The sequence below is a fragment of the Streptomyces sp. GbtcB7 genome (assembly GCF_019091445.1).
In the GTDB taxonomy this organism is placed as follows: domain Bacteria; phylum Actinomycetota; class Actinomycetes; order Streptomycetales; family Streptomycetaceae; genus Streptomyces; species Streptomyces mirabilis.
This window is the reverse complement of the sequence record NZ_JAGXJM010000002.1, coordinates 397,574-422,468: the sequence shown is the minus strand read 5'-3', so window position 1 is coordinate 422,468 and position 24,895 is coordinate 397,574. Positions and strand designations below refer to the sequence as shown.

Genomic DNA, 24,895 nt, shown 5'->3' with positions numbered 1-24,895 from the left:
GGAGCCCCTTGATCGAGCCCCTGCACACCGAACTGCTCCAGCTCGCCCACGACGCCGCCCGCCGCGCCGGTGAGCTGCTGCGGGACGGCCGCCCGGCAGACCTCACGGTCGCCGCCACCAAGTCCAGCCCGATCGACGTCGTCACCGAGATGGACATTGCCGCCGAGAAGCTGATCACCGACCTGATCTCCCAGCACCGCCCCCACGACGGCTTCCTCGGCGAGGAGGGCGCCTCCAGCGAGGGCACCAGCGGCATCCGCTGGGTCGTCGACCCGCTCGACGGCACGGTGAACTACCTCTACGGGCTGCCGACCTGGGCGGTGTCCATCGCGGCCGAACAGAACGGCGAGACCGTCGTCGGAGTCGTCGCGGCACCGATGCGCGGCGAGACCTACAGCGCCGTGCGCGGCAGGGGCGCCCGGGCCACCGGGGCCTGGGTCGGCGAGCGCCGGCTGGCCTGCCGCCCGTCGCCGCCCCTGGACCAGGCCCTGGTCTCGACCGGCTTCAACTACGTGACCGAGGTCAAGGTCCACCAGGCCGAGGTCGCCCACCGGCTGATCCCCGTGCTGCGCGACATCCGGCGCAGCGGTTCGGCGGCCGTCGACCTGTGCGACGTCGCCGCGGGCCGCCTCGACGGCTACTACGAGCGCGGTCTGCACCCCTGGGACCTCGCGGCGGGCGACTTGATCGCCCGTGAGGCGGGCGCCCTGACCGGTGGACGCCCCGGAGAGCGCCCCGGGGGCGATCTGGCGGTCGCGGCCTCCCCGGGCGTCTTCGAGCCCCTCCAGCGGCTTCTGGAGGAGTTCGGCGCCTGGCACGACTGAGAACACCCACCGTTCTTGGTACGTCACGACTGAGAACACCCACCGTTCCCGGTGCGTACGGCACCCGCTGTTCCCGGTGCGTACAGCGGCTACGGAATTCGGTACGCACAACAACGGAGCGGGGCCCCGGCACTGGATCGATACCGGGGCCCCGCTCTCGTACGAACTGCTCAGACGCGCGACGCGCCGACCTCCACACCGTGCTCGGCGGCAAGGCGGCGCAGGTCCTCGAGCTCGGCCTGCTCGACCTCCGCGAGGAAGTCGTCGCCTGTTTCGCGAGCCCGCGTCAGGTCGGACTCGGTCGCCCTTATGCGCTGCAGAAGTCCTGCGGTGAATGCGTCCATGCTGCGCCCCCTCGTCCTGGGTCGTGGGTCGGTGGCACGGGGGTGTGCCGTTGGGAAGGGGCGATCACGTCTCCAGAGGGTGCCCAGCGCTGCCCGGGCTGGGCGGCGACGGTGCCGGACACCCACGCCCGCTCTGCGGAAGCGGTTGGACGTACCACAAGGTGGCTTGCCACATGCAGAGCGTGATCGCGGGGTGTAAAGCCGTCCTCCCCCCGCTCCCTTCCGTAGAAACCTCAACCCGACGAGAAAATCTCGCATTCCCGGGCCCCGAGACCGTCGTACCGGGCGCCTCTCACCCGTCTTACAGCCGGTTTATGGCCGAAAAGGGCAGGATGGAGGCCTTACCCATGACAGACCCCCCTGCCCACGTGTGCCGAAGAGGCGCTACGCGGGTGGACAGAGGAAGGACAAGCGACGTGCGCGTACTCGTCGTCGAGGACGAGCAGCTGCTCGCCGATGCGGTGGCCACCGGACTGCGCCGGGAGGCCATGGCCGTCGACGTCGTGTACGACGGTGCGGCCGCCCTGGAGCGCATCGGCGTCAACGACTACGACGTGGTCGTCCTCGACCGTGACCTTCCGCTCGTGCACGGCGACGACGTCTGCCGCAAGATCGTCGAGCTCGGCATGCCCACGCGCGTGCTGATGCTCACCGCCTCCGGCGACGTCAGCGACCGTGTCGAGGGCCTGGAGATCGGCGCCGACGACTACCTCCCCAAGCCGTTCGCGTTCAGCGAGCTGACGGCACGCGTGCGTGCTCTCGGGCGTCGTACGAGCGTGCCGCTGCCGCCCGTCCTGGAGCGCGCCGGGATCAAGCTCGACCCCAACAGGCGCGAGGTCTTCCGCGACGGCAAGGAGGTCCAGCTCGCGCCCAAGGAGTTCGCCGTCCTGGAGGTGCTGCTGCGCAGCGAGGGCGCCGTCGTCTCCGCCGAGCAGCTCCTGGAGAAGGCCTGGGACGAGAACACGGACCCCTTCACCAACGTCGTCCGCGTCACCGTCATGACCCTGCGTCGCAAGCTCGGGGAACCTCCGGTCATCGTCACCGTGCCCGGCTCCGGCTACCGGATCTGATCCGCGGTGGCCACGACGCCCGCGCCCCCCACGGCGCCTCCGAAGCCCACCTGGGAGCCCAGAAGGGCGGAGCCCCCGTTCCCCTGGCTGCGCCCGACCATCCGCATACGACTCACGCTGCTGTACGGCGGCATGTTCCTGATCGCCGGCATCATGCTGCTGTCGATCATCTATCTGCTCGCGGCGCAGGCCCTGAACACGGGCGCCGAGCCGCTCTTCAAGATCGTCAGCGGTACGTCGATCAAGGTGAGCAGCGACAACTGCCCCGCCGTCCAGGCGGGCAACCTGTCACTCGACGAGTTCAACGTCGCGATCAGCAACTGCATCGACCACCAGCGTCAGACGGCCCTGGACGACCTGCTCAGCCGCTCCCTGCTCGCCCTGCTCGGCCTCGCGATCATCGCCTTCGCCTTCGGCTACGCGATGGCGGGCCGCGTCCTGTCGCCGCTCGGCCGGATCACCCGCACCGCGCGCGCGGTGGCGGGCTCGGACCTCTCCCGGCGGATCGAGCTGGACGGCCCCGACGACGAGCTGAAGGAGCTGGCGGACACCTTCGACGACATGCTGGAGCGGCTGCAGCGCGCCTTCACCGCCCAGCAGCGGTTCGTCGGCAACGCCTCGCACGAACTGCGCACCCCGCTCGCGATCAACCGCACGCTCCTCGAAGTGCACCTGTCCGACCCCGGAGCCCCGGTGGAGCTCCAGCAGCTCGGCAAGACGCTGCTCGCCACCAACGAGCGCAGCGAGCAGCTCGTCGAGGGCCTGCTGCTGCTCGCCCGCAGCGACAACCAGATCGTCGAGCGCAAGCCCGTGGACCTCGCCGAGGTCGCCACACAGGCCGTCGACCAGGTGCACGCCGAGGCCGCGGCCAAGGGTGTGGCGATCCGCGGGGAGCGCGCCGCGGCGGTCGTTCAGGGCAACGGCGTCCTGCTGGAGCGGATCGCCCTGAACCTCGTCCAGAACGCGGTGCGGTACAACGTGCCGGAGGACGGCTGGGTCGAGGTCACGACGCAGGTCCAGCACGGCCAGGCGGTACTGGTGGTCACGAACACGGGTCCGGTGGTTCCCGCGTACGAGATCGACAATCTTTTTGAGCCTTTCCGGCGGCTGCGCACGGAGCGCACGGGCAGCGACAAGGGCGTGGGCCTCGGCCTTTCCATCGCCCGGTCGGTGGCCCGCGCACACGGGGGCCATATCGCGGCAGAGCCGCGTGAGGGGGGTGGGCTCGTGATGCGCGTCACCCTGCCGATCTGAGAACATGTCGCGGACACGCGGCGATGTTCGCTTTGCGCGGAATTTTCTGGTCGCCCATCCGGGAGACTCGTGTGTGATCGATCACAAGGGCGAATTTCTGGCCATCTACTCTCCGTGGTCACGCAGGCTGTCGTAAAGCCGGGAAAATCCGGGTTTTCGGGGGTCTAGATCACGGGAAGTACACGGTGGGACGCCTTTGAAGTGGGCCCTTCGGACCGTGTACGGTCCGCATCGCCATCCAAGCCGATCACTCATGAGGAGTCCGGTTGGGTGTCGATTGAGTAACAGACCTTGATGTGAGGCAAAATCTCCGCCTCAGGTCGGGCACAAGTCCGGCCTCTCACGCGTTACGTGCGCTGAGACACCGCAGACACCCAGAGGGGGAGAGCGACATGGCAACGGATTACGACACCCCACGCAAGACCGACGACGACGTCGACTCGGACAGCCTTGAAGAACTGAAGGCTCGCCGGAACGACAAGTCGACGTCGTCGGTCGATGTAGACGAGTTCGAGGCCGCAGAAGGCCTGGAGCTGCCCGGAGCCGACCTCTCGAACGAGGAGCTGGCCGTCCGGGTGCTGCCCAAGCAGCAGGACGAGTTCACTTGCATGAGCTGCTTCCTGGTGCACCACCGCAGCCAGCTGGCCCGCGAGAAGAACGGTCAGCCGATCTGCCGCGACTGCGACTGAGGCAGGGTCGGCCGTGACTGGCTCGACCCCACCTTGGAAGCGCCGCTTCCCCTCACGGGCAGCGGACGAAGGGCCCTCAGACGGCCCTGAAGGCGTGCGTGACGACGAGCGGGGCTCTTCCCGACCAGGATCAGCCTCGCTCGAGCGGGCGCCCGCCACAGCGCCGACAGGCGCCTTCGAGCGGGCCGGCGAGGTGAAGCCGGCCGACGATCCGGAACCGTCCGACGGTTCGGTTCCGGCGGACGTCGCCGTTCCCGCCACCGGCCGCCGTGCGGCCGGCCTTCGGGACGGGGTCAGAAAGGGCGTCCAGAAGGGCGGCAGCAGGGCCAAGGCGGGCCTGGCCCACCTCGCCGACCGAATCATCGAGATCGCGCCGCGCGTCCCCGTACGGGACCTCGCGACCCTCCGCAGGCAGTTCCCGGGACTCACCCCCGAACAGCTCGCGGACAAGCTCGTCGCGGGTGCGGCCAACGCGACGTCCACGGTGGGCGCCGGGATCGGTGCCGCCGCGATGCTGCCGGTGCCGCCCGCGATGCCGACCGAGCTGGCCGCGGAGATCACCGGCGTCGCCGCGATCGAGCTGAAGCTGATCGCCGAGCTCCACGAGGTCTACGGCCTGCGGCCGCCGGGCAACCTCAAACAGCGCAGCACCGGGTATCTGAACTCCTGGTCCTCCGAGCGCGGGATCGACGTGACCAAACCGTCGACGATCAACGCCGCGTTGGGCGGCCAGATGAAGCGCGAGCTGCGCCAGCAGATCATGAAACGCATGGTCCGGGATCTGCCGAACCTGATGCCGTTCATGGTGGGCGCGGCGGTGGGGGCGGTCATGAACCGCCGGGACACCAAACGCCTGGCGGCGCGTATCCGCAAGGACCTGCGCAAGTCCCAGGTGCCGTGGGACGCGCTCGCGGAGCTGCCGCCCCTGGAGAAGCCGGCGGATCCCCTGCGGTTGGGGGAGATCCCCAAGGAACTGGGGCACTGAGCCCCGTCCGGCACCGCCCGCCGCGCCTGGTTGAGATGAGCGGCGGGGCAGGCCCAGGGGCCACCGGCTCGTGACGGGCCGGGAGCACTGGGTGCGGAGGAGCACTGCCCGTGGGGCGGTGTGCGCCGGCGCGTAACCGCTTTACACGAAGGCGCACCGTCGCGCGCCGTGGTGGTTCGGGGCGCGACTTCTTCTTCGCAGGGGGCTACGCCGTGGCCCGAGCCGCCTCGAGCGCCGCGATCAGGCGCTCCGGCTCCCTCGTCGACAGGTACAGGTACGGCGTGGGGTCGGCCGGGTCGGTGACCTGGACGCGGAGGGCCGTGGGGATGTACGCCCGCAGGAGCATGAAGGCGCGCGGGTCCGCCTTGTACGTGCGCCAGGCGCGCGCCTCCTCCTGGTCCATGATCTCCGCGTCGCCCAGGGCCGCGACCGGGATCTTCGCCTCGCCCGCGATCAGGGAGTCACCGACGACCCGGATGCGGATCGACCCGTACGCGCTCGCCACGACCGCCGAGACCGCGGTGCCGCCGACCAGCGCGCCCAGCAGCGGCAGCGTGCCGAAGGGGAGGAAGACCAGGGCCATCGCTATCCCGATCAGGAAGCAGATCGCCCACCAGCTGCGGGGGGCGGTGAGGCGTTCTTCGTACGGGGAGGCGGAGAGCTGCATGAAGCCAAGCTTGGCACGGTGCGAAGACTTGGTGGACGCGCGGGTAAGGTCTGCGGCTGTGAGTCGTACTTCCGCAGCTCTGCAGCCTCCCGCCGACGCCGTCGCGCCGGTGCGGCACCCCGACGCGCCCGCCCCCGGCGAGCTTCTCGGCGCCCACTACGAACAGTGTTTCGGGTGTGGCGGGGAGCAGTCGCACGGACTGCAGCTGGAGGCCCGCGCGGGGGAGGGCGTCACCGTCACGGCGGAGTTCACGGTACGGGCCGCCCACCAGGGCGCCCCGGGGCTCGCCCACGGCGGGGTGCTCGCCACCGCCCTCGACGAGACGCTCGGCTCGCTGAACTGGCTGCTGCGCACCATCGCGGTCACCGGCCGCCTGGAGACCGACTTCGCCCTGCCCGTCCCCGTGGACACGGTGCTGTACCTGGAGGCCGAGGTCACGGCGGTGGCCGGCCGCAAGATCTACTCGACCGCCACCGGGCGGATCGGTGGCCCCGACGGGCCCGTCGCCGTTCGCGCGGACGCTCTCTTCATCGAGGTCAAGGTCGACCACTTCATCGACAACGGCCGCCCGGAGGAGATCCGGGCCGCCATGAACGAACCGGACCAGATCCGCCGTGTCCGTGCCTTCGAGGTGAACCCGTGACCCGCGATCCCCGGCAAGAACTCGCCGTGCTGATCCGCCGTGTCGACCCGGACGTACCGCTTCCCGAGTACGCGCAGCCCGGTGACGCGGGAGCCGATCTGCGTACCACCGAGAGCCGTGAACTGAAGCCGGGCGAGCGCGCCGTACTGCCCACGGGCGTGTCCATCGCGCTGCCCGAGGGGTACGCGGCCTTCGTGCACCCGCGTTCCGGGCTTGCCGCCCGCTGCGGTGTCGCCCTCGTGAATGCCCCGGGGACGGTTGATGCCGGGTACCGTGGGGAGATCAAGGTGATCGTGGTGAATCTCGACCCGCGCGAGTCGGTGCGGTTCGAGCGCTTCGACCGGATTGCTCAACTGGTCGTCCAGCAGGTCGAGAAGGTCCGCTTCCAGGAGGTCGCGGAACTTCCCGACTCGGCGCGGGCCGCAGGGGGCTTCGGGTCCACTGGCGGTCATGCCGCTGTGGGCGGCACAACGGGTGGGAATCGATACGCTTCGGTCGTATCCGACCGGGAAGGACAGTGACGTGTTCGGACGTCGCAAGAAGGGCAGTGCCGCCGAGGACGCGGCGGGCGAGGCCGAGCAGGTCGTCGACAGTGTCGACACTGAGGCGGACGAGGCGGAGCGGGAGCGCGTGAGGCTCGAGCCGGAGCCGCGGCCCGACGGACCCTGGGACGACTCGGAGGTGCGGGACCCCGCCGAGGGCCGCGTGGACCTGGGTGGTCTCTTCGTGCCCGGAGTCGACGGCATGGAGCTGCGGGTCGAGGTCGCGGGCGACGCGATCGTCGCGGCCACCGTCGTCCTCAAGGACAGCGCCATCCAGCTGCAGGCCTTCGCCGCCCCCAAGCGTGAGGGCATCTGGGGCGAGGTGCGCGAGGAGATCGCCACCGGCATCACCCAGCAGGGCGGTGTCATCGACGAGGTCGAGGGCCCGCTGGGCTGGGAGCTGCGGGCGCAGGTGCCGGTGCAGCTGCCGGACGGCACGGGTGGTTTCCAGGTCGTGCGGTTCGTCGGCGTGGACGGGCCCCGCTGGTTCCTGCGTGGAGTGATCTCCGGGCAGGGCGCCGTGCAGCCGCAGGCCGCGGGCCTGCTGGAGCAGATCTTCCGGGACACGGTCGTCGTACGCGGTGAGGGTCCGATGGCCCCGCGCGACCCGATCGTCCTGAAGCTGCCGAACGACGCGCAGATGGTGCCCGAGGGTGTCCAGCAGGAGGAGCAGAGCGGTTCCCGCTTCTCCGGAGGCATGGGACAACTGCAGCGCGGACCGGAGATCACCGAGGTCCGCTAGAGCCTGTCCGCCGGACACTCCGCGGGCAGAACAGCCACACGGCTTCAAAGGGCCGCATCCCTCCATGGGGTGCGGCCCTGTCGTGTGCGCGGACCCTCGGCGGGTTCTCGTGCGCGATCCCTTGACGGCCAGTTGGTCTGTACCTATGGTCTCGGCCCAGCGCCTAAGTTCATGCAGGCGTTCATCGTTCACATACGAGAACGGATGGCCCCCCAGCATGCGCCGTACCGCACTCCTCGCCACCGTCACCGCCCTCGTCGCGGGCGCCCTCGTCTGGCCCGCCGCCCGACAGGCCGACGCCGCCCCCGTCACCTTCGCGCACCCCGGAGTCACGGTCTCCAAGAGCCAGCTGGACTTCGCCCGCACCCAGGTCAACGCCGGGGCCCAGCCCTGGAAGGCCGCGTACGACCAGATGATGGCGAGCAAGTACGCCGACCTGAACCGCGTCCCGAAGCCCCGCGCGACCGTGGAGTGCGGCTCCTACTCCAACCCCAACTACGGCTGCACGGACGAGCGCGAGGACGCGATAGCCGCGTACACCGACGCCCTCGCCTGGTACATCACCCGCGACGACCGGTACGCGAAGAAGTCGATCGCCCTGATGGACGCCTGGTCCGCCGTGATCAAGGAACACACCAACAGCAACGCGCCCCTGCAGACCGGCTGGGCCGGCTCCTCCTGGCCCAAGGCCGCCGAGCTCATCAAGTACACCTACACCGGCACCTGGGCCAACTCCGGCCGCTTCGCGACCATGCTGCGCACCGTCTACCTCCCCGAGGTCATCAACGGCTCCAACTCCAACGGGAACTGGGAACTGTCGATGATGGAGGCCGCCGTCGGCATCTCCGTCTTCCTCGAGGACCGGACGTCGTACGACAAGGCCATCGCGAAGTTCCGGACCCGTACGGCCGCGTACATCTACCTCTCCTCCGACGGCGCGCTGCCCAAGACCGTGCCGAGCCAGAACCTCGACACCACCGCGAAGATCGTCAACTACTGGCAGGGGCAGTCCACCTTCGTCACCGGGCTCACCCAGGAGACCTGCCGCGACTTCACGCACACCGGGTACGGCATCTCGGCCATCTCGCACATCGCCGAGACCAGCCGGATCCAGGGCGAGGACCTGTATGGCACCGATGTCGGCGAGCGGCTGCGGCAGGCGCTCGGATTCCAGTCGAAGTACCAGCTGGGCGAGGCGGTGCCGAGCTGGCTGTGTGGTGGTTCCCTCACCCTCGGGCTGGGTCCGGTGACCGAGACCGGCTACAACGCCCTGCACAACCGCCTGGGCATCGCCATGACCAACACCCAGAAGCTGACCGAGCAGAACCGGCCGTCCGGCAGCAACAACCTCTTCGTCGCCTGGGAGACTCTCACCGACGGGGACAACCCCAACTGACGCCCTCTCCGGCCGGGCGCCCCGGTGCCGTCACCGGGGCGCCCGAACGGCGGGGGAGGCAATCGCCCGGCGGACCGGGGAGGGACATGAGCCAGGTCGAGGTCGCCACGAAGACCATGGTGCGCGTCGAGAACGTGCATCGCTGGTACGGCGGTGGAGCCGACGTCGTACCCGCCCTGCGCGGAGTCTCCTTCGACGTGCCACGCGGCGAACTCGTCGTCCTCACCGGCCGCCCCGGGTCCGGCAGGACCACACTCCTCAACCTGGTCGGCGGGCTCGACGAACCGGACGCGGGGCGGATCACCGTCGACGGGCTCGCACTGGAGGGGCTCGGCGAGGACGGCCTGCTGGAACTGCGCCGGGACCGGATCGGCTTCGTCTTCCAGCCCCTCGGGCTCATCCCGCTGCTCACCGTCGCCGAGAACGTCGGTGTGCCGCTGCGGCTGCGCGGGGTCGCGGAGCACGCGCGCGAGGAGCGGATCGCGCGGCTGCTCTCCCTCGTCGGACTCACCGACCACGCGGCGCGCCGACCCGGAGAGCTCACCGGCGGGCAGCAACAGCGCGTGGCGATCGCGCGCGCCCTCGCGGGCGACCCCGCGCTCCTCGTCGCCGACGAGTTCGCGGCCGGACTCGACGCGGGGACCGGCCGTGCCCTGATGGAGCTGCTGCACACACTCGTCCACGGCGAACAGGTCACGGCGCTGATCGCCCCCTCCCGGGCGACCCCGCTCGACCTGGCCGATCGGGTCCTGGAGCTCTGCGACGGAGGGATCGTCGAGCACTGAGCCGAGTGCCGGGCCGACAGGGCCCGGACCAGCGCATCCGGGTTGTGTCGACCGGCGCATCCGGGTTGTGTCGAGCGACGCATCAGGGTTGCGTCAAAGACGGCCGTCGGCCGACTCCCCACCCCATTTGTCGAGATTATTGGCCGTAAGGTCGACGCTGCGTATACAGCGGTGACAGGAAGACAATGGGGCCATGGGACGCGGCAAGCTTCGGATCTACCTCGGTGCGGCACCGGGCGTCGGCAAGACATACGCGATGCTCTCCGAGGCGCACCGCCGGGTCGAGCGGGGCACCGACTGCGTCGTCGCCTTCGTGGAGCACCACAACCGGGCGCGCACCGAGGTGATGCTGCACGGCCTGGAGCAGGTTCCGCGCAAGCATCTCGACTACCGCGGCTCCGCCTTCACCGAGATGGACGTGGACGCCGTACTGCTCCGCGCCCCGGCCGTCGCCCTGGTGGACGAACTCGCGCACACCAATGTCCCCGGCTCCCGGAACGCCAAGCGCTGGCAGGACGTGGAAGAGCTGCTCGCCGCCGGGATCGACGTCGTCTCCACCGTCAACATCCAGCACCTGGAGTCACTGGGCGACGTCGTGGAGTCCATCACGGGCGTACGGCAGCGCGAGACCCTCCCGGACGAGGTCGTACGGCGGGCGGACCAGATCGAGCTGGTCGACATGTCGCCGCAGGCGCTGCGTCGCCGTATGGCGCACGGCAACATATACAAGTCCGACAAGGTCGACGCGGCCCTGTCCAACTACTTTCGGCCCGGCAACCTCACAGCGCTGCGCGAGCTGGCGCTGCTGTGGGTCGCCGACCGGGTCGACGAGTACCTGACCGAGTACCGCAGTGAGCACCGGGTCTCGAAGATCTGGGGTTCGCGGGAGCGGATCGTGGTCGGGCTGACCGGTGGTCCCGAGGGGCGCACACTGATCCGCCGGGCCGCCCGGCTCGCGGAGAAGGGCGCGGGCGGCGAGGTCATGGCCGTCTACATAGCCCGCAGCGACGGACTGACCTCCGCCTCGCCCAAGGAACTGGCGGTCCAGCGCACGCTGGTGGAGGACCTGGGCGGCACCTTCCACCACGTCGTCGGGGACGACATACCGGTCGCGCTGCTCGACTTCGCGCGCGGGGTGAACGCCACCCAGATCGTGCTCGGCTCCTCGCGCCGCAAGACCTGGCAGTACGTCTTCGGGCCCGGCGTCGGCGCCACCGTCGCCCGGGAGTCGGGCCCCGACCTCGACGTCCACATCGTCACCCACGACGAGGTCGCCAAGGGGCGCGGCCTGCCGGTCGCCCGGGGCGCGCGGCTCGGCCGCTCCCGGATCATCTGGGGCTGGCTGGTCGGCGTGGGCGGCCCGGTGGTGCTGGCTCTCCTGCTGAACACCATCGACCTCGGCCTCGCCAACGACATGCTGCTGTTCCTGACGGTGACGGTCGCGGCGGCGCTGCTCGGCGGGCTCTTCCCGGCCCTCGCCTCGGCGGCCTTCGGTTCGCTGCTGTTGAACTACTTCTACACACCGCCGCTGCACCGGCTGACGATCGCCGACCCGAAGAACATCGTCGCCATCGCGATCTTCGTCGGGGTCGCCGTCTCCGTGGCCTCCGTCGTGGACCTCGCCGCCCGGCGTACGCACCAGGCGGCCCGGCTGCGCGCCGAGTCGGAGATCCTCTCCTTCCTCGCGGGCAGCGTGCTGCGCGGCGAGACCAGCCTGGAAGCCCTGCTGGAACGGGTCCGGGAGACCTTCGGCATGGAGTCGGTCGCCCTGCTGGAGCGGGCCGGCGACGTCGACCCGTGGACGTGCGCGGGCAGCGTGGGCCCCCGGTCGCCGAAGCGGCCCGAGGACGCGGACGTGGACATGCCGGTCGGCGACCACATGGCGCTCGCGCTCTCCGGACGCGTCCTGCCCGCCTCCGACCGCCGGGTGCTCGCCGCCTTCGCCGCCCAGGCCGCGGTCGTCCTGGACCGCCAGCGCCTCCAGCACGAGGCCGACCAGGCCAAGGAGCTGGCCGAGGGCAACCGCATCCGCACCGCGCTGCTCGCCGCCGTGAGCCACGACCTGCGGACCCCGCTGGCCGCGATCAAGGCCGCCGTGTCCTCGCTGCGGTCCGACGACGTGGCCTGGTCGGAGGAGGACCAGGCGGAGCTCCTGGAGGCGATCGAGGAGGGCGCCGACCGGCTCGACCACCTCGTGGGCAACCTGCTCGACATGTCCCGCCTGCAGACCGGCACGGTCACCCCGCTGATCCGCGAGATCGACCTCGACGAGGTGGTCCCGATGGCGCTGGGCGGCGTACCCGAGGGCAGCGCCGAGCTGGACATCCCCGAGACGCTTCCCATGGTCGCCGTCGATCCCGGTCTGCTGGAGCGCGCGGTCGCCAACCTCGTCGAGAACGCCGTCAAGTACAGCCCCACCGACGAACCGGTCCTGGTCGCGGCGAGTGCCATGGCCGACCGGGTGGAGGTGCGGGTGGTGGACCGTGGCCCCGGCGTCCCCGACGAGGCCAAGGACCGCATCTTCGCGCCCTTCCAGCGCTACGGCGACGCTCCCCGCGGCGCGGGCGTCGGCCTCGGCCTCGCGGTCGCCCGCGGCTTCGCCGAGGCGATGGGCGGCACACTGAACGCCGAGGACACGCCTGGCGGCGGACTCACCATGGTGCTCACGGTCCGGGCGGTGGACAGCCTGCCCGACCTGGCCACGGCAACAGCAGAAAGGCAGGCTTCATGACCAGGGTGCTCGTGGTCGACGACGAGCCGCAGATCGTACGTGCCCTCGTGATCAACCTGAAGGCACGGCACTACGAGGTCGACGCGGCCGCCGACGGCGCCGGCGCGCTCCAGCTCGCCGCCGCCCGCCATCCCGATGTCGTCGTTCTCGACCTCGGGCTGCCCGACATGGACGGCGTAGAGGTGATCAAGGGGCTGCGCGGCTGGACCCGGGTGCCGATCCTGGTGCTCTCGGCCCGGCACTCCTCGGACGAGAAGGTCGAGGCGCTCGACGCGGGCGCCGACGACTACGTCACCAAGCCCTTCGGCATGGACGAACTGCTGGCCCGGCTGCGCGCCGCCGTGCGCCGCGCGGAGCCGACCGGGGGCGGCGAGGACGACGTCGTCGTCGACACCGAGGACTTCACGGTCGACCTGGCCGCCAAGAAGGTCAACCGGGAGGGACGGGACGTACGGCTCACCCCCACGGAGTGGCATCTGCTGGAGGTGCTGGTGCGCAACACCGGCCGCCTGGTCAGCCAGAAGCAGCTGCTCCAGGAGGTGTGGGGACCGTCGTACGGCACCGAGACGAACTACCTGCGGGTCTACATGGCGCAGCTGCGCCGCAAGCTGGAGGTGGATCCCTCGCATCCTCGGCACTTCATCACGGAGCCGGGGATGGGATATCGGTTCGAGAAGTAGTCCCCGCGGGAAGGGGTACAGAGCGGGTAGGGATGCAGGAAGGGCACAGGTGCGCGAAAGAGCACTGGTGGGCGCACGCGTTCATCCGACGTCAGTGCTCCCCGGTACGCTTTCGGTATGAGTGCTGTTCCTCGTTCCGAAAAGCCGGCGGGCCGGTTCCGGCGCATGATCGACCGGCTCTCCTCGTCCCAGCAGGACCTGGAGTCCGAGGAGCTGCGCGAGGACGCCGAGACCGCGGGCTGTACGCGGATCGGTGACTGCCACGACCGACAGATCGTCACGGTTACTGGTACCTTGCGCACGGTCACTCTGCGCCCACGGGCTGGAGTCCCGGCCCTGGAGGCCGAGCTGTTCGACGGTTCGGCCGCCTTGGACGTGGTCTGGCTCGGCAGACGCTCCATCGTGGGCATAGAACCGGGACGCAAGTTGATCGCCTCGGGCCGGATCTCGATGAGCCGGGGCCGTAGGGTGCTGTTCAATCCGAAGTACGAACTCAGACCCCTTGGACGGGAGTAGCCGGTGACGTCGCTCGACAAGCCGACCGAAGACGCCCAGGCCGCCCAGCAGGATGCGCGGGCGGTGACCGAGGCCGCACTCTTCGAGGCGTTCGGCGGCGTGCGGGGCATGGTCGAGACGGTGGTGCCCGGCCTGCTGTTCGTCACCATCTTCACGATCAACAAGAACCTGCACTGGTCGGCGATCGCCGCCCTCGGGGTGTCCCTGCTGCTGGTCGTGGTCCGCCTCGCGATGCGCGACACCGTCAAGCACGCCTTCAGCGGCGTCTTCGGCGTCGCCTTCGGCGTGGTCTTCGCGATGATGACGGGCAATGCCAAGGACTTCTATCTGCCGGGCATGCTCTACACGCTCGGCCTGGCCATCGCGTACATCGTCACGACCCTCGCGGGCGTGCCTCTGATCGGTCTGATCCTCGGCCCGGTGTTCAAGGAGAACCTCTCCTGGCGTACCCGCAACCCCGGCCGCAAGAAGGCGTACGCGAAGGCCAGTTGGGCCTGGGGCCTGATCCTGCTCGCCAAGTGCGCGATCCTCTTCCCGCTCTACTGGTGGGCCAACACGGCGCAACTGGGCTGGATCCTGATCGCGCTGAAGATCCCGCCCTTCCTCCTCGCCGTCTGGCTGACCTGGGTGTTCCTGGCCAAGGCCCCCGCCCCCATCGACGTGTTCGCCGAGATGGAAGCGGAGGAGCAGGCCGAGAAGGAGCGCAAGGCCGCCCTCGGGAACGAGTCCGGTGACGAGGCCACGGCCGGCCGTCACCGCCGCGACGCGTAGTGGTTTCCCGTACGACGTAGTTCCCCGCACCACGTAGTTCCCCGACGTCGTATCGGAGCTGTCGGAGCCGACTAGGTCGTCGCGTCGTCGCGGCGGACCGAGAGCAGGTCCTCGAGCTGTTCCTCGCGGGCCTGGGCGGCGACGAAGAGAAGTTCGTCGCCCGCCTCCAGGGAGTCCTCCTGGGAGGGCGTGAGGACGCGGGTGCCGCGGATGATCGTGACCAGGGAGGTGTCCTCGGGCCACTCCACGTCGCCGACCTGCGTGCCGGCCAGGGCCGACTCCGGCGGGAGGGTCAGCTCGACCAGGTTCGCGTCGCCGTGGCTGAAGCGCAGCAGCCGGACCAGGTCGCCGACGCTCACGGCCTCCTCGACCAGGGCCGACATCAGACGCGGGGTGGAGACCGCCACGTCCACGCCCCAGGCCTCGTTGAACAGCCACTCGTTCTTCGGGTTGTTCACACGGGCGACGACGCGCGGGACGCCGTACTCGGTCTTCGCGAGCAGTGAGACGACCAGGTTGACCTTGTCGTCACCGGTGGCCGCGATGACCACGTTGCAGCGCTGCAGCGCCGCCTCGTCCAGCGAGGTGATCTCGCAGGCGTCGGCGAGCAGCCACTCCGCCTGCGGGACGCGCTCGACCGAGATGGCGGTCGGCGCCTTGTCGATCAGCAGAATCTCGTGCCCGTTCTCCAGGAGCTCGCCCGCGATGGAGCGACCGACGGCACCGGCACCGGCAATGGCGACCCTCATCAGTGACCGCTCTCCTCTTCGGGGCCCTCGGCGAACGACGCCTCGACCTTCTCGACGTCGTCCGTGCGCATCATCACGTGCACCAGGTCGCCCTCCTGCAGCACCGTCTGAGAGGTGGGCAGGATCGCCTCGCCCAGCCGCGTGAGGAAGGCCACACGCACCCCGGTCTCGTCCTGGAGGCGGCTGATCTTGTGGCCGACCCAGGCGGCGGAGGCGTGCACCTCGGCGAGCTGAACCCCGCCGGTGGGGTCGCGCCACAGCGGCTCGGCACCCGAGGGGAGCAGCCGCCGCAGCATCTGGTCGGCCGTCCAGCGGACGGTGGCGACGGTCGGGATGCCCAGGCGCTGGTAGACCTCGGCGCGGCGCGGGTCGTAGATGCGCGCCGCGACGTTCTCGATGCCGAACATCTCGCGGGCCACCCGGGCGGCGATGATGTTCGAGTTGTCACCGCTGGAGACGGCGGCGAAGGCGCCCGCCTCCTCGATGCCCGCTTCGCGCAGGGTGTCCTGGTCGAAGCCGACTCCGGTGACACGACGGCCGCCGAAGCCGGAGCCCAGTCGTCGGAAGGCGGTGGGGTCCTGATCGATCACAGCGACCGTGTGCCCCTGTTGCTCCAGGGTCTGGGCCAGAGCGGAACCCACTCTTCCGCAGCCCATGATGACGATGTGCACGACCGTCCTTCCGAATGTAAATGGTTACGGCTCAGGCTAAACAGGGTCTCAGACCGCCGCCCAAGCTACACACGCGCGGTCGATCAGGGGCACCCCTGTGCACGTTCGCCTGTGCGTTCTCGGGGATCAATGGCGATTGAAGCTGCGCACGCTGAGAAGAGTCAGGATTCCGAGGCCGATGAGTCCTGCGGTGGCGCCGATGAGCTCAGCGGTCACGTGCATGGAACCTCCATAGTGTGACAAACAGGGGCTTTGTCATATAGGCATGCGGAAGTGCGAGGCCGCGGAATCCGCAACGGGGCCCCTCCCCGTTTTCACTCGGAGAGCAGATGTCGAGCGGCGGGTGGGCGACCCCCCGTTCGAACGCTTACGATCCTCTCCGTGTCCAAACTGACCGACGTGCCCAAACGGATCTTGATCGGGCGCGCACTGCGCAGTGACCGGCTTGGGGAAACCCTCCTGCCGAAGCGCATCGCACTCCCCGTCTTCGCATCCGACCCGCTCTCCTCCGTGGCCTACGCACCCGGGGAAGTGCTTCTGGTCCTCTCCATCGCGGGCGTGTCGGCCTACCACTTCAGCCCCTGGATCGCGCTCGCGGTCGTCGTGCTGATGTTCACGGTGGTCGCTTCCTACCGGCAGAACGTGCACGCCTACCCCAGCGGTGGCGGCGACTACGAGGTGGCCAACACCAACCTCGGCCCCAGGGCCGGCCTCACCGTCGCCAGCGCGCTGCTCGTCGACTACGTCCTCACCGTCGCCGTGTCGATCTCGTCCGGCATCGAGAACCTCGGCTCCGCCATTCCCTTCGTGGTCGAGCACAAGGTGCTGTGCGCCGTCGTCGTCATCGTGCTGCTCACGCTGATGAACCTGCGCGGAGTCAAGGAGTCCGGAAAGCTCTTCGCGATTCCGACGTACGTCTTCGTCGCGGGCGTCTTCATCATGATCGCGTGGGGCGCCTTCCGCGGGCTCGTCCTGAACGACACCATGCGCGCGCCGACCGCCGACTACCACATCAAGGCCGAGCACCAGGGGCTCGCGGGCTTCGCGCTCGTCTTCCTGCTGCTGCGCGCCTTCTCCTCCGGCTGCGCGGCGCTCACCGGCGTCGAGGCGATCTCCAACGGTGTCCCCGCCTTCCGCAAGCCCAAGTCGAAGAACGCCGCGACCACGCTCGCGGCGATGGGCCTGCTCGCCGTCACCATGTTCTGCGGCATCATCGCCCTGGCCATGTCGACCAAGGTCCGGATGGCCGAGAACCCGGCCACCGACCTGATCCACAACGGCGTCCCGATCGGCTCCGGCTACGTCCAGAACCCGGTGATCTCGCAGGTCGCCGAGGCGGTCTTCGGCAAGGGCAGCTTCCTGTTCATCGTGCTCGCGGCCGCCACCGCGCTGGTCCTGTTCCTCGCGGCCAACACCGCGTACAACGGCTTCCCGCTGCTCGGCTCGATCCTCGCCCAGGACCGCTATCTGCCGCGCCAGCTGCACACCCGCGGTGACCGCCTCGCCTTCTCGAACGGCATCGTCCTGCTCGCGGGCGCCGCCACACTCCTGGTCGTCATCTACGGCGCCGACTCGACCCGGCTGATCCAGCTCTACATCGTCGGCGTCTTCGTCTCCTTCACGCTCAGCCAGACCGGCATGGTCCGGCACTGGAACCGCCACCTGCGTACCGAGAAGGACCCGGCCAAGCGCAGCCACATGATCCGCTCCCGCGCGATCAACGCCTTCGGCGCCTTCTTCACCGGCCTGGTGCTGGTCGTCGTCCTCGTCACCAAGTTCACCCACGGCGCCTGGGTCGCCCTGCTCGGCATGGTGATCTTCTACGCGACGATGAGCGCGATCCGTAAGCACTACGACCGCGTCGCCGAGGAGATCGCCGCACCCGAGGGCCCCTCCGACGACAGCGTCCGCCCCTCCCGCGTGCACTCCGTCGTGCTGATCTCCAAGATCCACCGCCCGACCCTGCGTGCCCTCGCCTACGCCAAGCTGATGCGCTCCGACACCCTCGAAGCGCTCAGCGTCAACGTCGACCCGGCCGAGACCAAGGCCCTGCGCGAGGAGTGGGAGCGGCGCGGCATCGACGTACCGCTGAAGGTCCTCGACTCGCCGTACCGCGAGATCACCCGGCCCGTCATCGAGTACGTGAAGGGCCTGCGCCGGGAGTCCCCGCGCGACGCGGTCTCGGTCATCATCCCCGAGTACGTGGTCGGCCACTGGTACGAGCATCTGCTGCACAACCAGAGCGCGCTGCGGCTCAAGGGCCGGCTGCTGTTCACGCCCGGTGTGATGGTCACCTCCGTGCCCTACCAGCTGGAGTCCTCGGAGGTCGCGAGGAACCGGGCCCGCAAGCGGCAGGAGTGGAACGCGCCGGGTGCGGTGCGCCGGGGTCCGGCGGAGGAGCGCCCGAAGGAGGCCTCGAACACCAAGGGCTGACGGCCCTGCGACCGCAGGGGCTGACGGCTTTGTGGTGAGCGGCCGGGCAACGTCCACGTAGACTGGTGGGCTGTTGTCCGGCCGTTCGCGGTTCCGCGACCCCGTTCTCATCCCCTTTCGCATCTGGAGTCACCCCGCCATGCAGGCAGAACCGAAGAAATCGCTGGTGGGGGAGGAGTACGAGGTCGAGATCGGCCCCGTGGCCCATGGCGGGCACTGCATCGCCCGTACGGCCGAGGGCCAGGTCCTCTTCGTCCGGCACGCCCTGCCCGGCGAGCGCGTCGTCGCGCGTGTCACGGAGGGCGAGGAGGGCGCGCGCTACCTGCGTGCGGACGCGGTGACGATCCTCTCGGCGTCCAAGGACCGCGTCGAAGCCCCCTGCCCCTACGCAGGACCCGGCCGCTGCGGCGGCTGCGACTGGCAGCACGCCAAGCCGGGCGCGCAGCGCCGCCTCAAGGGGGAGGTCATCGCCGAGCAGCTGCAGCGGCTCGCGGGCCTCACGCCCGAGGAGGCGGGCTGGGACGGCACGGTGATGCCCGCCGAGGGCGACAAGCTGCCCGCCGGCGAGGTCCCGGCCTGGCGCACGCGCGTCCAGTACGCCGTGGACGCGGACGGCAACGCCGGACTGCGCCGCCACCGCTCGCACGAGGTCGAGCCGATCGAGCACTGCATGATCGCGGCGCCGGGCGTGAGCGAACTCGGCATCGAGGAGCGCGACTGGTCCGGCATGGCCTCGGTCGACGCGATCGCCGCGACCGGCTCCCAGGACCGCATGGTCATCCTGGAGCCCCGCCCCGGCGCCCGCCTGCCCCTCGTGGAACTCGACAAGCCCGTCTCCGTGATGCGTGTCGAGGAGCACGACGGTGGCATCCACCGTGTCCACGGCCGCGCGTTCGTGCGCGAGCGGGCCGACGGCCGTACGTACCGTGTCGGCAGTGGCGGCTTCTGGCAGGTCCACCCGATGGCGGCCGACACCCTGGTCAAGGCCGTCATGCAGGGCCTGATGCCGCGCAAGGGCGAGATGGCGCTCGACCTGTACTGCGGCGTCGGTCTCTTCGCGGGCGCCCTCGCGGACCGCCTCGGTGACAAGGGCGCGGTCCTCGGCATCGAGTCGGGCAAGCGCGCGGTCGAGGACGCCCGGCACAACCTCACCGCCTTCGACCGGGTCCGCATCGAACAGGGCAAGGTCGAGTCGGTCCTCCCGCGCACCGGCATCACCGAGGTCGACCTCATCGTCCTCGACCCGCCTCGCGCCGGCGCCGGCAAGAAGACGGCAGAGCACCTCTCCTCCCTGGGCGCCCGCCGCATCGCCTACGTCGCCTGCGACCCGGCGGCGCTCGCCCGCGACCTCGGGTACTTCCGCGACGGCGGGTACAAGGTGCGGACGCTGCGGGCGTTCGATCTCTTCCCGATGACGCATCACGTGGAGTGCGTGGCGATTCTGGAGCCTGCGGCGAAGGGTGCCTGACCTGCGGTTTCGTCAGTCCGGGTGGTTTCCTCGACCTGTTTCCCTCCGCACAACACATCGGGCAGCGAACCATCCGCCTTGTGCCCTCTGAGCTGCGGTTTCCGGCACGGACGGTGTGCAGCCGTGTCGTGCTCCCGGCGCCGGTTTCGCACGATTGACGCTCAGGCGACGCTCGTGCTGAAACCGCGTCATCGTTTCCGTGAGCGGTGCTGACTCCCAGCGGTCCGTCTGACGTACCTGTCGCGTCTTGCGGCATCCGCCCGCCCCGGTGACTCACGCACTGTTGTGGGTCGCTGCTCTGACGGAATCAGGGAGTTCAGCACGTCGGCAGCAACTGGAAGTGGCACGCGGAGAGTGCCTCCCCGCCGGAGGGATCCGTTGAAGCGCGTGTATGTGAAGGCCCAACTGCCTGTCGGCGATGGCAACGCCGTCGCGTCCCGAGAGTACTTCTACGATTACGCCTCGCACTGGCAGGGGTCATGTCGGCTATTGAGATCCCTTCCTGACCAACACCCGCATCTGATTTCCCAGCAGTCACTGAACGCGCCGTCCGTGCCTCGTTCGCGCCCCCCGTGCGCACTGAGCCGGCCCCTTCGCCTCCAACAAGCTGTGTCTGCGGTGTTCCACCGCCCGAGTCCACAGCTTGGAGGGGGACAAGGTGCCGGAGGAGTGGATACGGGCTCTCGTCGCGGACTTTGGATCCGAGTGCAGGGAGCGTCTGCGGGTCAGCGACACGGAGGCGTCCATCAGCCTGCCGGTGGCGAAGCTGGTAGAGGCTTTCGGTGCGCGCTGGAAGTTGGGTCCTCGCCTTCACCCCGAGTACCCCTTGCCCGAGGCTCGGGTGCGTCCGGACTACGCGGTGGAGACCTCGGGGCGCATCACTGGCTTCCTGGAGCTGAAGGCCCCTGGGCACGACGTCACACCCGACGGCTTCACGAGGCGGGACCGCGAGCAGTGGGAGCTGATGCGTCGGCTGCCTAACGTCATGTACAGCAACGGTCACACCTGGTGCCTGTACCGAGGCGGATTGCGGCCCCTCCGCACGGTCCGGCTGGACGGTGATCTCTACCGGTCCGGCAGACGGTTGCGTATCGGTGAGGCCGACGGTGCGGCGTTTCGGGATCTGCTGCGGGAGTTTCTCGGATGGCAGCCGCAACGCATCACCTCCGTAGGCCAGTTGGTGACGTCCATCGCTCCACTGTGCCAGTACCTGCGCGAGGAGGTGCTGGAGCAGCTTGCCCTCGAACGCAGAGCACCAGACTGTCCCAGCAGCCGGCGGCCTGTCCATAAGCCCTTCACCGCTCTCGCGCACCACTGGAGCAAGGTGCTCTTCCCCTCGACCGATGGACAGGACCCCGACCACCTCTTCGCCGACCGCTACACACAGACGATCGCCTTCGCCTTGCTGCTGGCCCGTATCGAGAACGTACCGCTCGCCGGCCGTAACTTCGGTGACGTTGCCCGTGAGTTGAAGGCCGAGAACACGGTCATGGGCCGAGCCCTCCAGCTGCTGACGGAGACGGTGGACGTCGAGTTCGCCCGCCGCATCGATACGCTCGTGCAGGTCATTGACGCTGTCGACTGGGAGGCGATCCGAGCCCAGAAGCCCGACGCCCACGTTTATCTTTACGAGAATTTCCTACAGGAATACGACCGTGAGCTGCGCAAGCGCTCCGGCACGTACTACACCCCGCCCCGTCTCGTGAAGGAAATGGTCCGCTTCACCGACGCCGTGCTGCGCACCCGCCTGGGTTGCGCGGAGGGGTTCGCCGACGAACAGGTGACGATCGTCGACCCCGCCATGGGCACGGGCACATTCCTCAGCGAGATTATCGACAGGGTTGCCGAAGAGCGTTCCCGCCGCGGGGAGGGCTTCCGCGGCGAAGCGGTGGAACAGCTGGCGGGCCGGCTGATCGGCTTCGAGCGCCAGATGGCCGCCTACGCGGTCGCCCAGATGAGGATCACCCAGACCCTCCGTGATCAGGATGCTGACACTCAACTCGGCGATCTGCGACTCCATCTCGCTGATACCCTCGCGGACCCGTACGAGAGGGCCACCCTTTTCACGTTCTTGTCCGATGGCGATCCGCTGGTCGAGAACACCCGCAAGGCGGACTGGATCAAGCGTGAGCAGAAGGTCACCGTCATGATCAGCAACCCACCGGACCGGGAGAGAGCCGAGGGGGAGGGCGGCTGGGTGGAGAAAGGCCGCGCGGGCGACGACCGAGCACCTCTGCTTGACGACTTCCGTCTCGGTGGCATAAACGGAGTGCACGAGAACAAGCTTAAGAACCTGTACGTCTACTTCTGGCGCTGGGCCACGTTCAAGGTCTTCGAACAGCATCGTTCCGAGTCAGACCGCGGAATCGTCGCCTTCATCAGTACCGCGGGCTTCCTCAGCGGGCCCGGTTTCCGAGGGATGAGGAAGTACCTGCGTGAGACTTGTTCGGAGGGCTGGATCATCGACCTCAGCCCGGAGGGCATCCAGCCACCGATGCGGACACGCCTCTTCGAAGGCGTGCAGCAGCAACTGGCGATCGCCGTGTTCGTCCGCAGCAGGGCCGACACCGAACCTGCCCGCATCAGGTACGTCGCCCTGGACGGCGGCACCCGTGAGGAGAAGTACGCGCAGTTCGAGGCTCTCGGGCCGGACAGCGACCAGTGGCGTCCGGTGCGTCAGGACGCCTACGCCCCGTTCACGCCCGCGGCACACGGAGCCTGGGACACGTATCCGGCAATGAATGATCTGCTGCCATGGACAGTGCCCGGCATTCTCCCGAAGCGGACGTGGGTCTACTCCCCGGACCCCGACACGCTGCGTTCCCGGTGGCGGAGACTGACCGCCGAGACGGACATCGGCGAGAAGCGTGCTTTGTTCAGGGAGACCCAGGGCCGTACCGTCGACCGACAGGTCAAGCCGCTTCCGGGCTCAGCGCAGCGAAGGCGGTCGATGCTGGAGGCGGGCTCCGAGTGTCCGGAACCGGTGCCTGTCGCCTTCCGCCCTTTCGATCGGCAGTGGATCATTCCGGACAACAGGGTCCTCGACAGATGCTCGCCGGAGCTCTGGGAGAACCGGGCCGAGGGGCAGATCCACATCGTGGAGCTGCACTCTGAACGCTTCGGTGACGGCCCCGCCACTCTGTTCACCGCGCTGGTGCCGGATATGCATCACTTCGCCGGCTGGGGTGGTGGGCGGGTAATCCCCCTTTTGCAGAAGGACGGCACCCCCAATGTGACCCCCGGCCTTCTCACGCACCTTCGTAATTCCTTCGGTGGTCTGCCTGTCACCGCTGAGGACTTGGCTGCGTACATTGCCGCAATAACGGCTCACCCCGGTTTCCGCTCCCGCTTCGACGACGAACTCACCACCAACGGCGTCCGCGTACCACTCACTGGTGACGCCACACTGTGGTCGGAGGCGCTGCGTATCGGGCGGAAGGTGATCTGGGCGTCGACTTTCGGAGAGAGGCTTGTGGACCCGGTTGCGGGGAGGCCCGGTGGGCCCGGGCAGGTCTGGGCGACCGCGCAGCCGGTGATCGCGTACCGGAGGCAGGTCGGCAGGGAAGAACTGCCCGAGGGCTTTGTCTACGATCCCGACGGTCTCGAACTCCACTTCGGCCAGGGCATCTTCGGGCCGGTGACTCAAGAGATGCGGGATTACCAGGTCAGCGGACAGAACGTTCTCGACGGCTGGTTGAAACGCAGGACGGGACCGCCGTCTCGCAGGGCCGTCAGTCAGCTGGACCACATTCGGCCCGCGCGGTGGCGCCCCGCCTGGAGCGAGGAACTCCAGTACGTGCTCGCCGTCCTGTGGCATCTGGTCGGGCTGCAGTCGGCTCAGGATGAGCTGCTTGAAGGTGTTCTCATGTCGCCGCTGGTCAGTGTGTCCGAGCTGCAGCGCCGGAACGTCCTGCCCGTCCCGGACACCGCACGTCGTTCCGCTCCCGCACCGATACAGACCGACCCCATCCCCGGGACCGAGGGGATCGAGGCGCGCGAACCGCACGCCGTCAGGCCACTCACCGGGGAGAGGGGCTCTCCGGCCACTGCTCCGATGACGCGGTCACGGAGGAGCCAAAGCACCGGCGCTACGCAGGCAGCCCACAGGAAGCGACAAGATCCGTAGAGCTGGCGCCTGACCCGGTGTCATGGGTGGGTCGTCGGAACGCCGTCCGCGGGAGGGACTGTCTCGACACCATCTTGTGTGCATCTCCGGGCTCTTGCTCTGATCGCCTTCAGATGTGATCTCATCCGGACGAGATCAGTCGGTGTCCGGATCACCGGCCTCTTCGAGGAGACGGGTGGCGAGGTCATCGGCCCACTCCACGGCCCAGGTGCGGAGAGCGGTGATGGTGGCGTCCTCGAGCCCATAGGCGGCGAAGGCTTCGTCGTCGGTCCACTCGGCGCCCATGAGGTTCGCCTGAAGATCCTCGCGCTCGAAGCGGCCGCGGGCGTGGCGGCGGCCGAACTCCTCAAGCTCGGCATTTGTCCAGCGGCGGGAGGCCGCGAACACGTCAATCAGATCTCGGGGCGCTCCGCGGTCGGCGAGCGCGCGGACCTTGGTCCCGATCACGTCCTCCTCCGCGAGGACGGGCCCGTACGGGCTCTGGGCGACCGGCCGCCAGAAAATCTCCTTGAGGATGTCGACCTCGCACTCCTGTCCGGTGGCCGGGTCAGCCACGGTGAATCGGGCGGACAGCGGGGCGGTCTCCAGCGCGTGCACCTCCCAGCCGCGGGCTTCCAGGCCAGCGCGGAGCGTGGCGGCGATGTCGGCCATGGGCGCCGGGTTCTCGGTGGCGACGTCGAGGTCCTGGCTGGGGCGGTTCACGAGGCGGTGTGCCCGCACGGCGTATCCACCGGTGAGAACCAGTGGATACGGGGAACCGAGCGCGATCACATCCGCCAGGAGCCGCGTGTGCAGCTCCGGCATGTCCG

Annotated in this window: 22 protein-coding genes; 17 read left to right on the top strand and 5 right to left on the bottom strand. The window is 69.1% G+C overall.

All coding sequences use genetic code 11. The features are described 5' to 3' along the window. Positions 1-8 precede the first annotated feature (8 nt). Positions 9-824, top strand: a complete 816-nt coding sequence (locus tag KVT44_RS04705) for an inositol monophosphatase family protein (RefSeq protein WP_217566198.1) — start codon at positions 9-11, stop codon at positions 822-824. A gap of 170 nt (positions 825-994) precedes the next feature. On the opposite strand, the gene KVT44_RS04700 is transcribed toward KVT44_RS04705, so the two are convergent. Further along, positions 995-1,168, bottom strand: coding sequence for a hypothetical protein (locus KVT44_RS04700; RefSeq protein WP_165854003.1), 174 nt, complete (start codon positions 1,166-1,168; stop codon positions 995-997). A 416-nt stretch (positions 1,169-1,584) separates the two neighbouring features. Here KVT44_RS04700 and KVT44_RS04695 point away from each other — a divergent pair, with 416 nt between their 5' ends. From KVT44_RS04695 to KVT44_RS04680, 4 genes are all read left to right on the top strand, one after another. Then, on the top strand, positions 1,585-2,238 hold the full coding sequence (locus tag KVT44_RS04695; protein ID WP_010983842.1) for a response regulator transcription factor: 654 nt from the start codon (positions 1,585-1,587) through the stop codon (positions 2,236-2,238). A gap of 6 nt (positions 2,239-2,244) precedes the next feature. Beyond that, on the top strand, positions 2,245-3,492 hold the full coding sequence (locus KVT44_RS04690; RefSeq protein WP_217566197.1) for a HAMP domain-containing sensor histidine kinase: 1,248 nt from the start codon (positions 2,245-2,247) through the stop codon (positions 3,490-3,492). Positions 3,493-3,884: 392 nt separating this feature from the next. Next, positions 3,885-4,181, top strand: a complete 297-nt coding sequence (locus tag KVT44_RS04685; RefSeq protein ID WP_003997302.1) for a DUF4193 domain-containing protein — start codon at positions 3,885-3,887, stop codon at positions 4,179-4,181. 13 nt (positions 4,182-4,194) lie between these two features. Next, positions 4,195-5,166 (top strand): hypothetical protein, encoded by a 972-nt coding sequence (locus tag KVT44_RS04680; RefSeq protein WP_217566196.1) that lies wholly within the window; start codon positions 4,195-4,197, stop codon positions 5,164-5,166. 205 nt (positions 5,167-5,371) lie between these two features. On the opposite strand, the gene KVT44_RS04675 is transcribed toward KVT44_RS04680, so the two are convergent. Beyond that, positions 5,372-5,833 (bottom strand): DUF3093 domain-containing protein, encoded by a 462-nt coding sequence (locus tag KVT44_RS04675; protein WP_067375327.1) that lies wholly within the window; start codon positions 5,831-5,833, stop codon positions 5,372-5,374. Between the two features lie 58 nt (positions 5,834-5,891). Between KVT44_RS04675 and KVT44_RS04670 the strand changes: the two genes are divergently transcribed. The 9 genes from KVT44_RS04670 to KVT44_RS04630 all read left to right on the top strand — a co-directional run bounded on the left by KVT44_RS04670 (position 5,892) and on the right by KVT44_RS04630 (position 14,639). After that, positions 5,892-6,476 (top strand): PaaI family thioesterase, encoded by a 585-nt coding sequence (locus tag KVT44_RS04670; RefSeq protein ID WP_217566195.1) that lies wholly within the window; start codon positions 5,892-5,894, stop codon positions 6,474-6,476. After that, positions 6,473-6,997 (top strand): dUTP diphosphatase, encoded by a 525-nt coding sequence (dut, locus tag KVT44_RS04665; protein WP_099920261.1) that lies wholly within the window; start codon positions 6,473-6,475, stop codon positions 6,995-6,997. Before KVT44_RS04670 ends, dut begins: the two co-directional genes overlap by 4 nt. A gap of 1 nt (position 6,998) precedes the next feature. After that, a complete protein-coding gene (locus tag KVT44_RS04660) occupies positions 6,999-7,760 on the top strand; it encodes a DUF3710 domain-containing protein (protein ID WP_054229932.1) in 762 nt (253 codons plus the stop codon). Positions 7,761-7,977: 217 nt separating this feature from the next. Continuing rightward, a complete protein-coding gene (locus tag KVT44_RS04655) occupies positions 7,978-9,156 on the top strand; it encodes an alginate lyase family protein (RefSeq protein ID WP_075030588.1) in 1,179 nt (392 codons plus the stop codon). A gap of 86 nt (positions 9,157-9,242) precedes the next feature. After that, positions 9,243-9,941: an ABC transporter ATP-binding protein gene (locus tag KVT44_RS04650; RefSeq protein WP_217566194.1), complete on the top strand. Its 699-nt coding sequence runs from the start codon at positions 9,243-9,245 to the stop codon at positions 9,939-9,941. 193 nt (positions 9,942-10,134) lie between these two features. Next, positions 10,135-12,672 (top strand): sensor histidine kinase KdpD, encoded by a 2,538-nt coding sequence (locus KVT44_RS04645; protein WP_217566193.1) that lies wholly within the window; start codon positions 10,135-10,137, stop codon positions 12,670-12,672. Then, positions 12,669-13,352, top strand: a complete 684-nt coding sequence (locus KVT44_RS04640; RefSeq protein WP_054237129.1) for a response regulator — start codon at positions 12,669-12,671, stop codon at positions 13,350-13,352. Before KVT44_RS04645 ends, KVT44_RS04640 begins: the two co-directional genes overlap by 4 nt. A 117-nt stretch (positions 13,353-13,469) precedes the next feature. Further along, positions 13,470-13,868 (top strand): OB-fold nucleic acid binding domain-containing protein, encoded by a 399-nt coding sequence (locus KVT44_RS04635; protein WP_099920258.1) that lies wholly within the window; start codon positions 13,470-13,472, stop codon positions 13,866-13,868. 3 nt (positions 13,869-13,871) lie between these two features. Then, positions 13,872-14,639 (top strand): DUF3159 domain-containing protein, encoded by a 768-nt coding sequence (locus KVT44_RS04630; protein ID WP_075030584.1) that lies wholly within the window; start codon positions 13,872-13,874, stop codon positions 14,637-14,639. Between the two features lie 71 nt (positions 14,640-14,710). Here KVT44_RS04630 and KVT44_RS04625 read toward each other — a convergent pair whose 3' ends face one another. After that, positions 14,711-15,388: a TrkA family potassium uptake protein gene (locus KVT44_RS04625; RefSeq protein ID WP_217566192.1), complete on the bottom strand. Its 678-nt coding sequence runs from the start codon at positions 15,386-15,388 to the stop codon at positions 14,711-14,713. Next, entirely contained in the window at positions 15,388-16,059 is a 672-nt protein-coding gene (locus tag KVT44_RS04620) for a TrkA family potassium uptake protein (RefSeq protein WP_054237133.1), read from the bottom strand. Before KVT44_RS04620 ends, KVT44_RS04625 begins: the two co-directional genes overlap by 1 nt. Before the next feature lie 381 nt (positions 16,060-16,440). On the opposite strand from KVT44_RS04620, the gene KVT44_RS04615 reads away from it, so the two are divergent. From KVT44_RS04615 to KVT44_RS04605, 3 genes are all read left to right on the top strand, one after another. Further along, complete coding sequence (locus tag KVT44_RS04615; RefSeq protein WP_217566191.1) at positions 16,441-18,492, top strand: APC family permease; 2,052 nt, start codon at positions 16,441-16,443, stop codon at positions 18,490-18,492. Between the two features lie 139 nt (positions 18,493-18,631). After that, the gene (locus KVT44_RS04610) at positions 18,632-19,960 is read left to right on the top strand and encodes a class I SAM-dependent RNA methyltransferase (protein WP_217566190.1); all 1,329 of its coding nucleotides are present in this window, start codon (positions 18,632-18,634) and stop codon (positions 19,958-19,960) included. 658 nt (positions 19,961-20,618) lie between these two features. Next, positions 20,619-24,086 (top strand): type ISP restriction/modification enzyme, encoded by a 3,468-nt coding sequence (locus KVT44_RS04605; RefSeq protein ID WP_217566189.1) that lies wholly within the window; start codon positions 20,619-20,621, stop codon positions 24,084-24,086. A gap of 135 nt (positions 24,087-24,221) precedes the next feature. Here KVT44_RS04605 and KVT44_RS04600 read toward each other — a convergent pair whose 3' ends face one another. Beyond that, the gene (locus KVT44_RS04600; RefSeq protein WP_217566188.1) at positions 24,222-24,890 is read right to left on the bottom strand and encodes a nucleotidyl transferase AbiEii/AbiGii toxin family protein; all 669 of its coding nucleotides are present in this window, start codon (positions 24,888-24,890) and stop codon (positions 24,222-24,224) included. Between the last annotated feature and the right edge of the window lie 5 nt (positions 24,891-24,895).

Excerpts from the sequence above, each read along its gene's own strand:
- KVT44_RS04700 (WP_165854003.1), bottom strand. The coding sequence starts at position 1,168 with ATGGACGCATTCACCGCAGGACTTCTGCAGCGCATAAGGGCGACCGAG.
- KVT44_RS04685 (WP_003997302.1), top strand. The coding sequence starts at position 3,885 with ATGGCAACGGATTACGACACCCCACGCAAGACCGACGACGACGTCGAC.
- KVT44_RS04675 (WP_067375327.1), bottom strand. The coding sequence starts at position 5,833 with ATGCAGCTCTCCGCCTCCCCGTACGAAGAACGCCTCACCGCCCCCCGC.
- KVT44_RS04655 (WP_075030588.1), top strand. The coding sequence starts at position 7,978 with ATGCGCCGTACCGCACTCCTCGCCACCGTCACCGCCCTCGTCGCGGGC.
- KVT44_RS04650 (WP_217566194.1), top strand. The coding sequence starts at position 9,243 with ATGAGCCAGGTCGAGGTCGCCACGAAGACCATGGTGCGCGTCGAGAAC.
- KVT44_RS04645 (WP_217566193.1), top strand. The coding sequence starts at position 10,135 with ATGGGACGCGGCAAGCTTCGGATCTACCTCGGTGCGGCACCGGGCGTC.
- KVT44_RS04640 (WP_054237129.1), top strand. The coding sequence starts at position 12,669 with ATGACCAGGGTGCTCGTGGTCGACGACGAGCCGCAGATCGTACGTGCC.
- KVT44_RS04635 (WP_099920258.1), top strand. The coding sequence starts at position 13,470 with ATGAGTGCTGTTCCTCGTTCCGAAAAGCCGGCGGGCCGGTTCCGGCGC.
- KVT44_RS04625 (WP_217566192.1), bottom strand. The coding sequence starts at position 15,388 with ATGAGGGTCGCCATTGCCGGTGCCGGTGCCGTCGGTCGCTCCATCGCG.
- KVT44_RS04610 (WP_217566190.1), top strand. The coding sequence starts at position 18,632 with ATGCAGGCAGAACCGAAGAAATCGCTGGTGGGGGAGGAGTACGAGGTC.
- KVT44_RS04600 (WP_217566188.1), bottom strand. The coding sequence starts at position 24,890 with ATGCCGGAGCTGCACACGCGGCTCCTGGCGGATGTGATCGCGCTCGGT.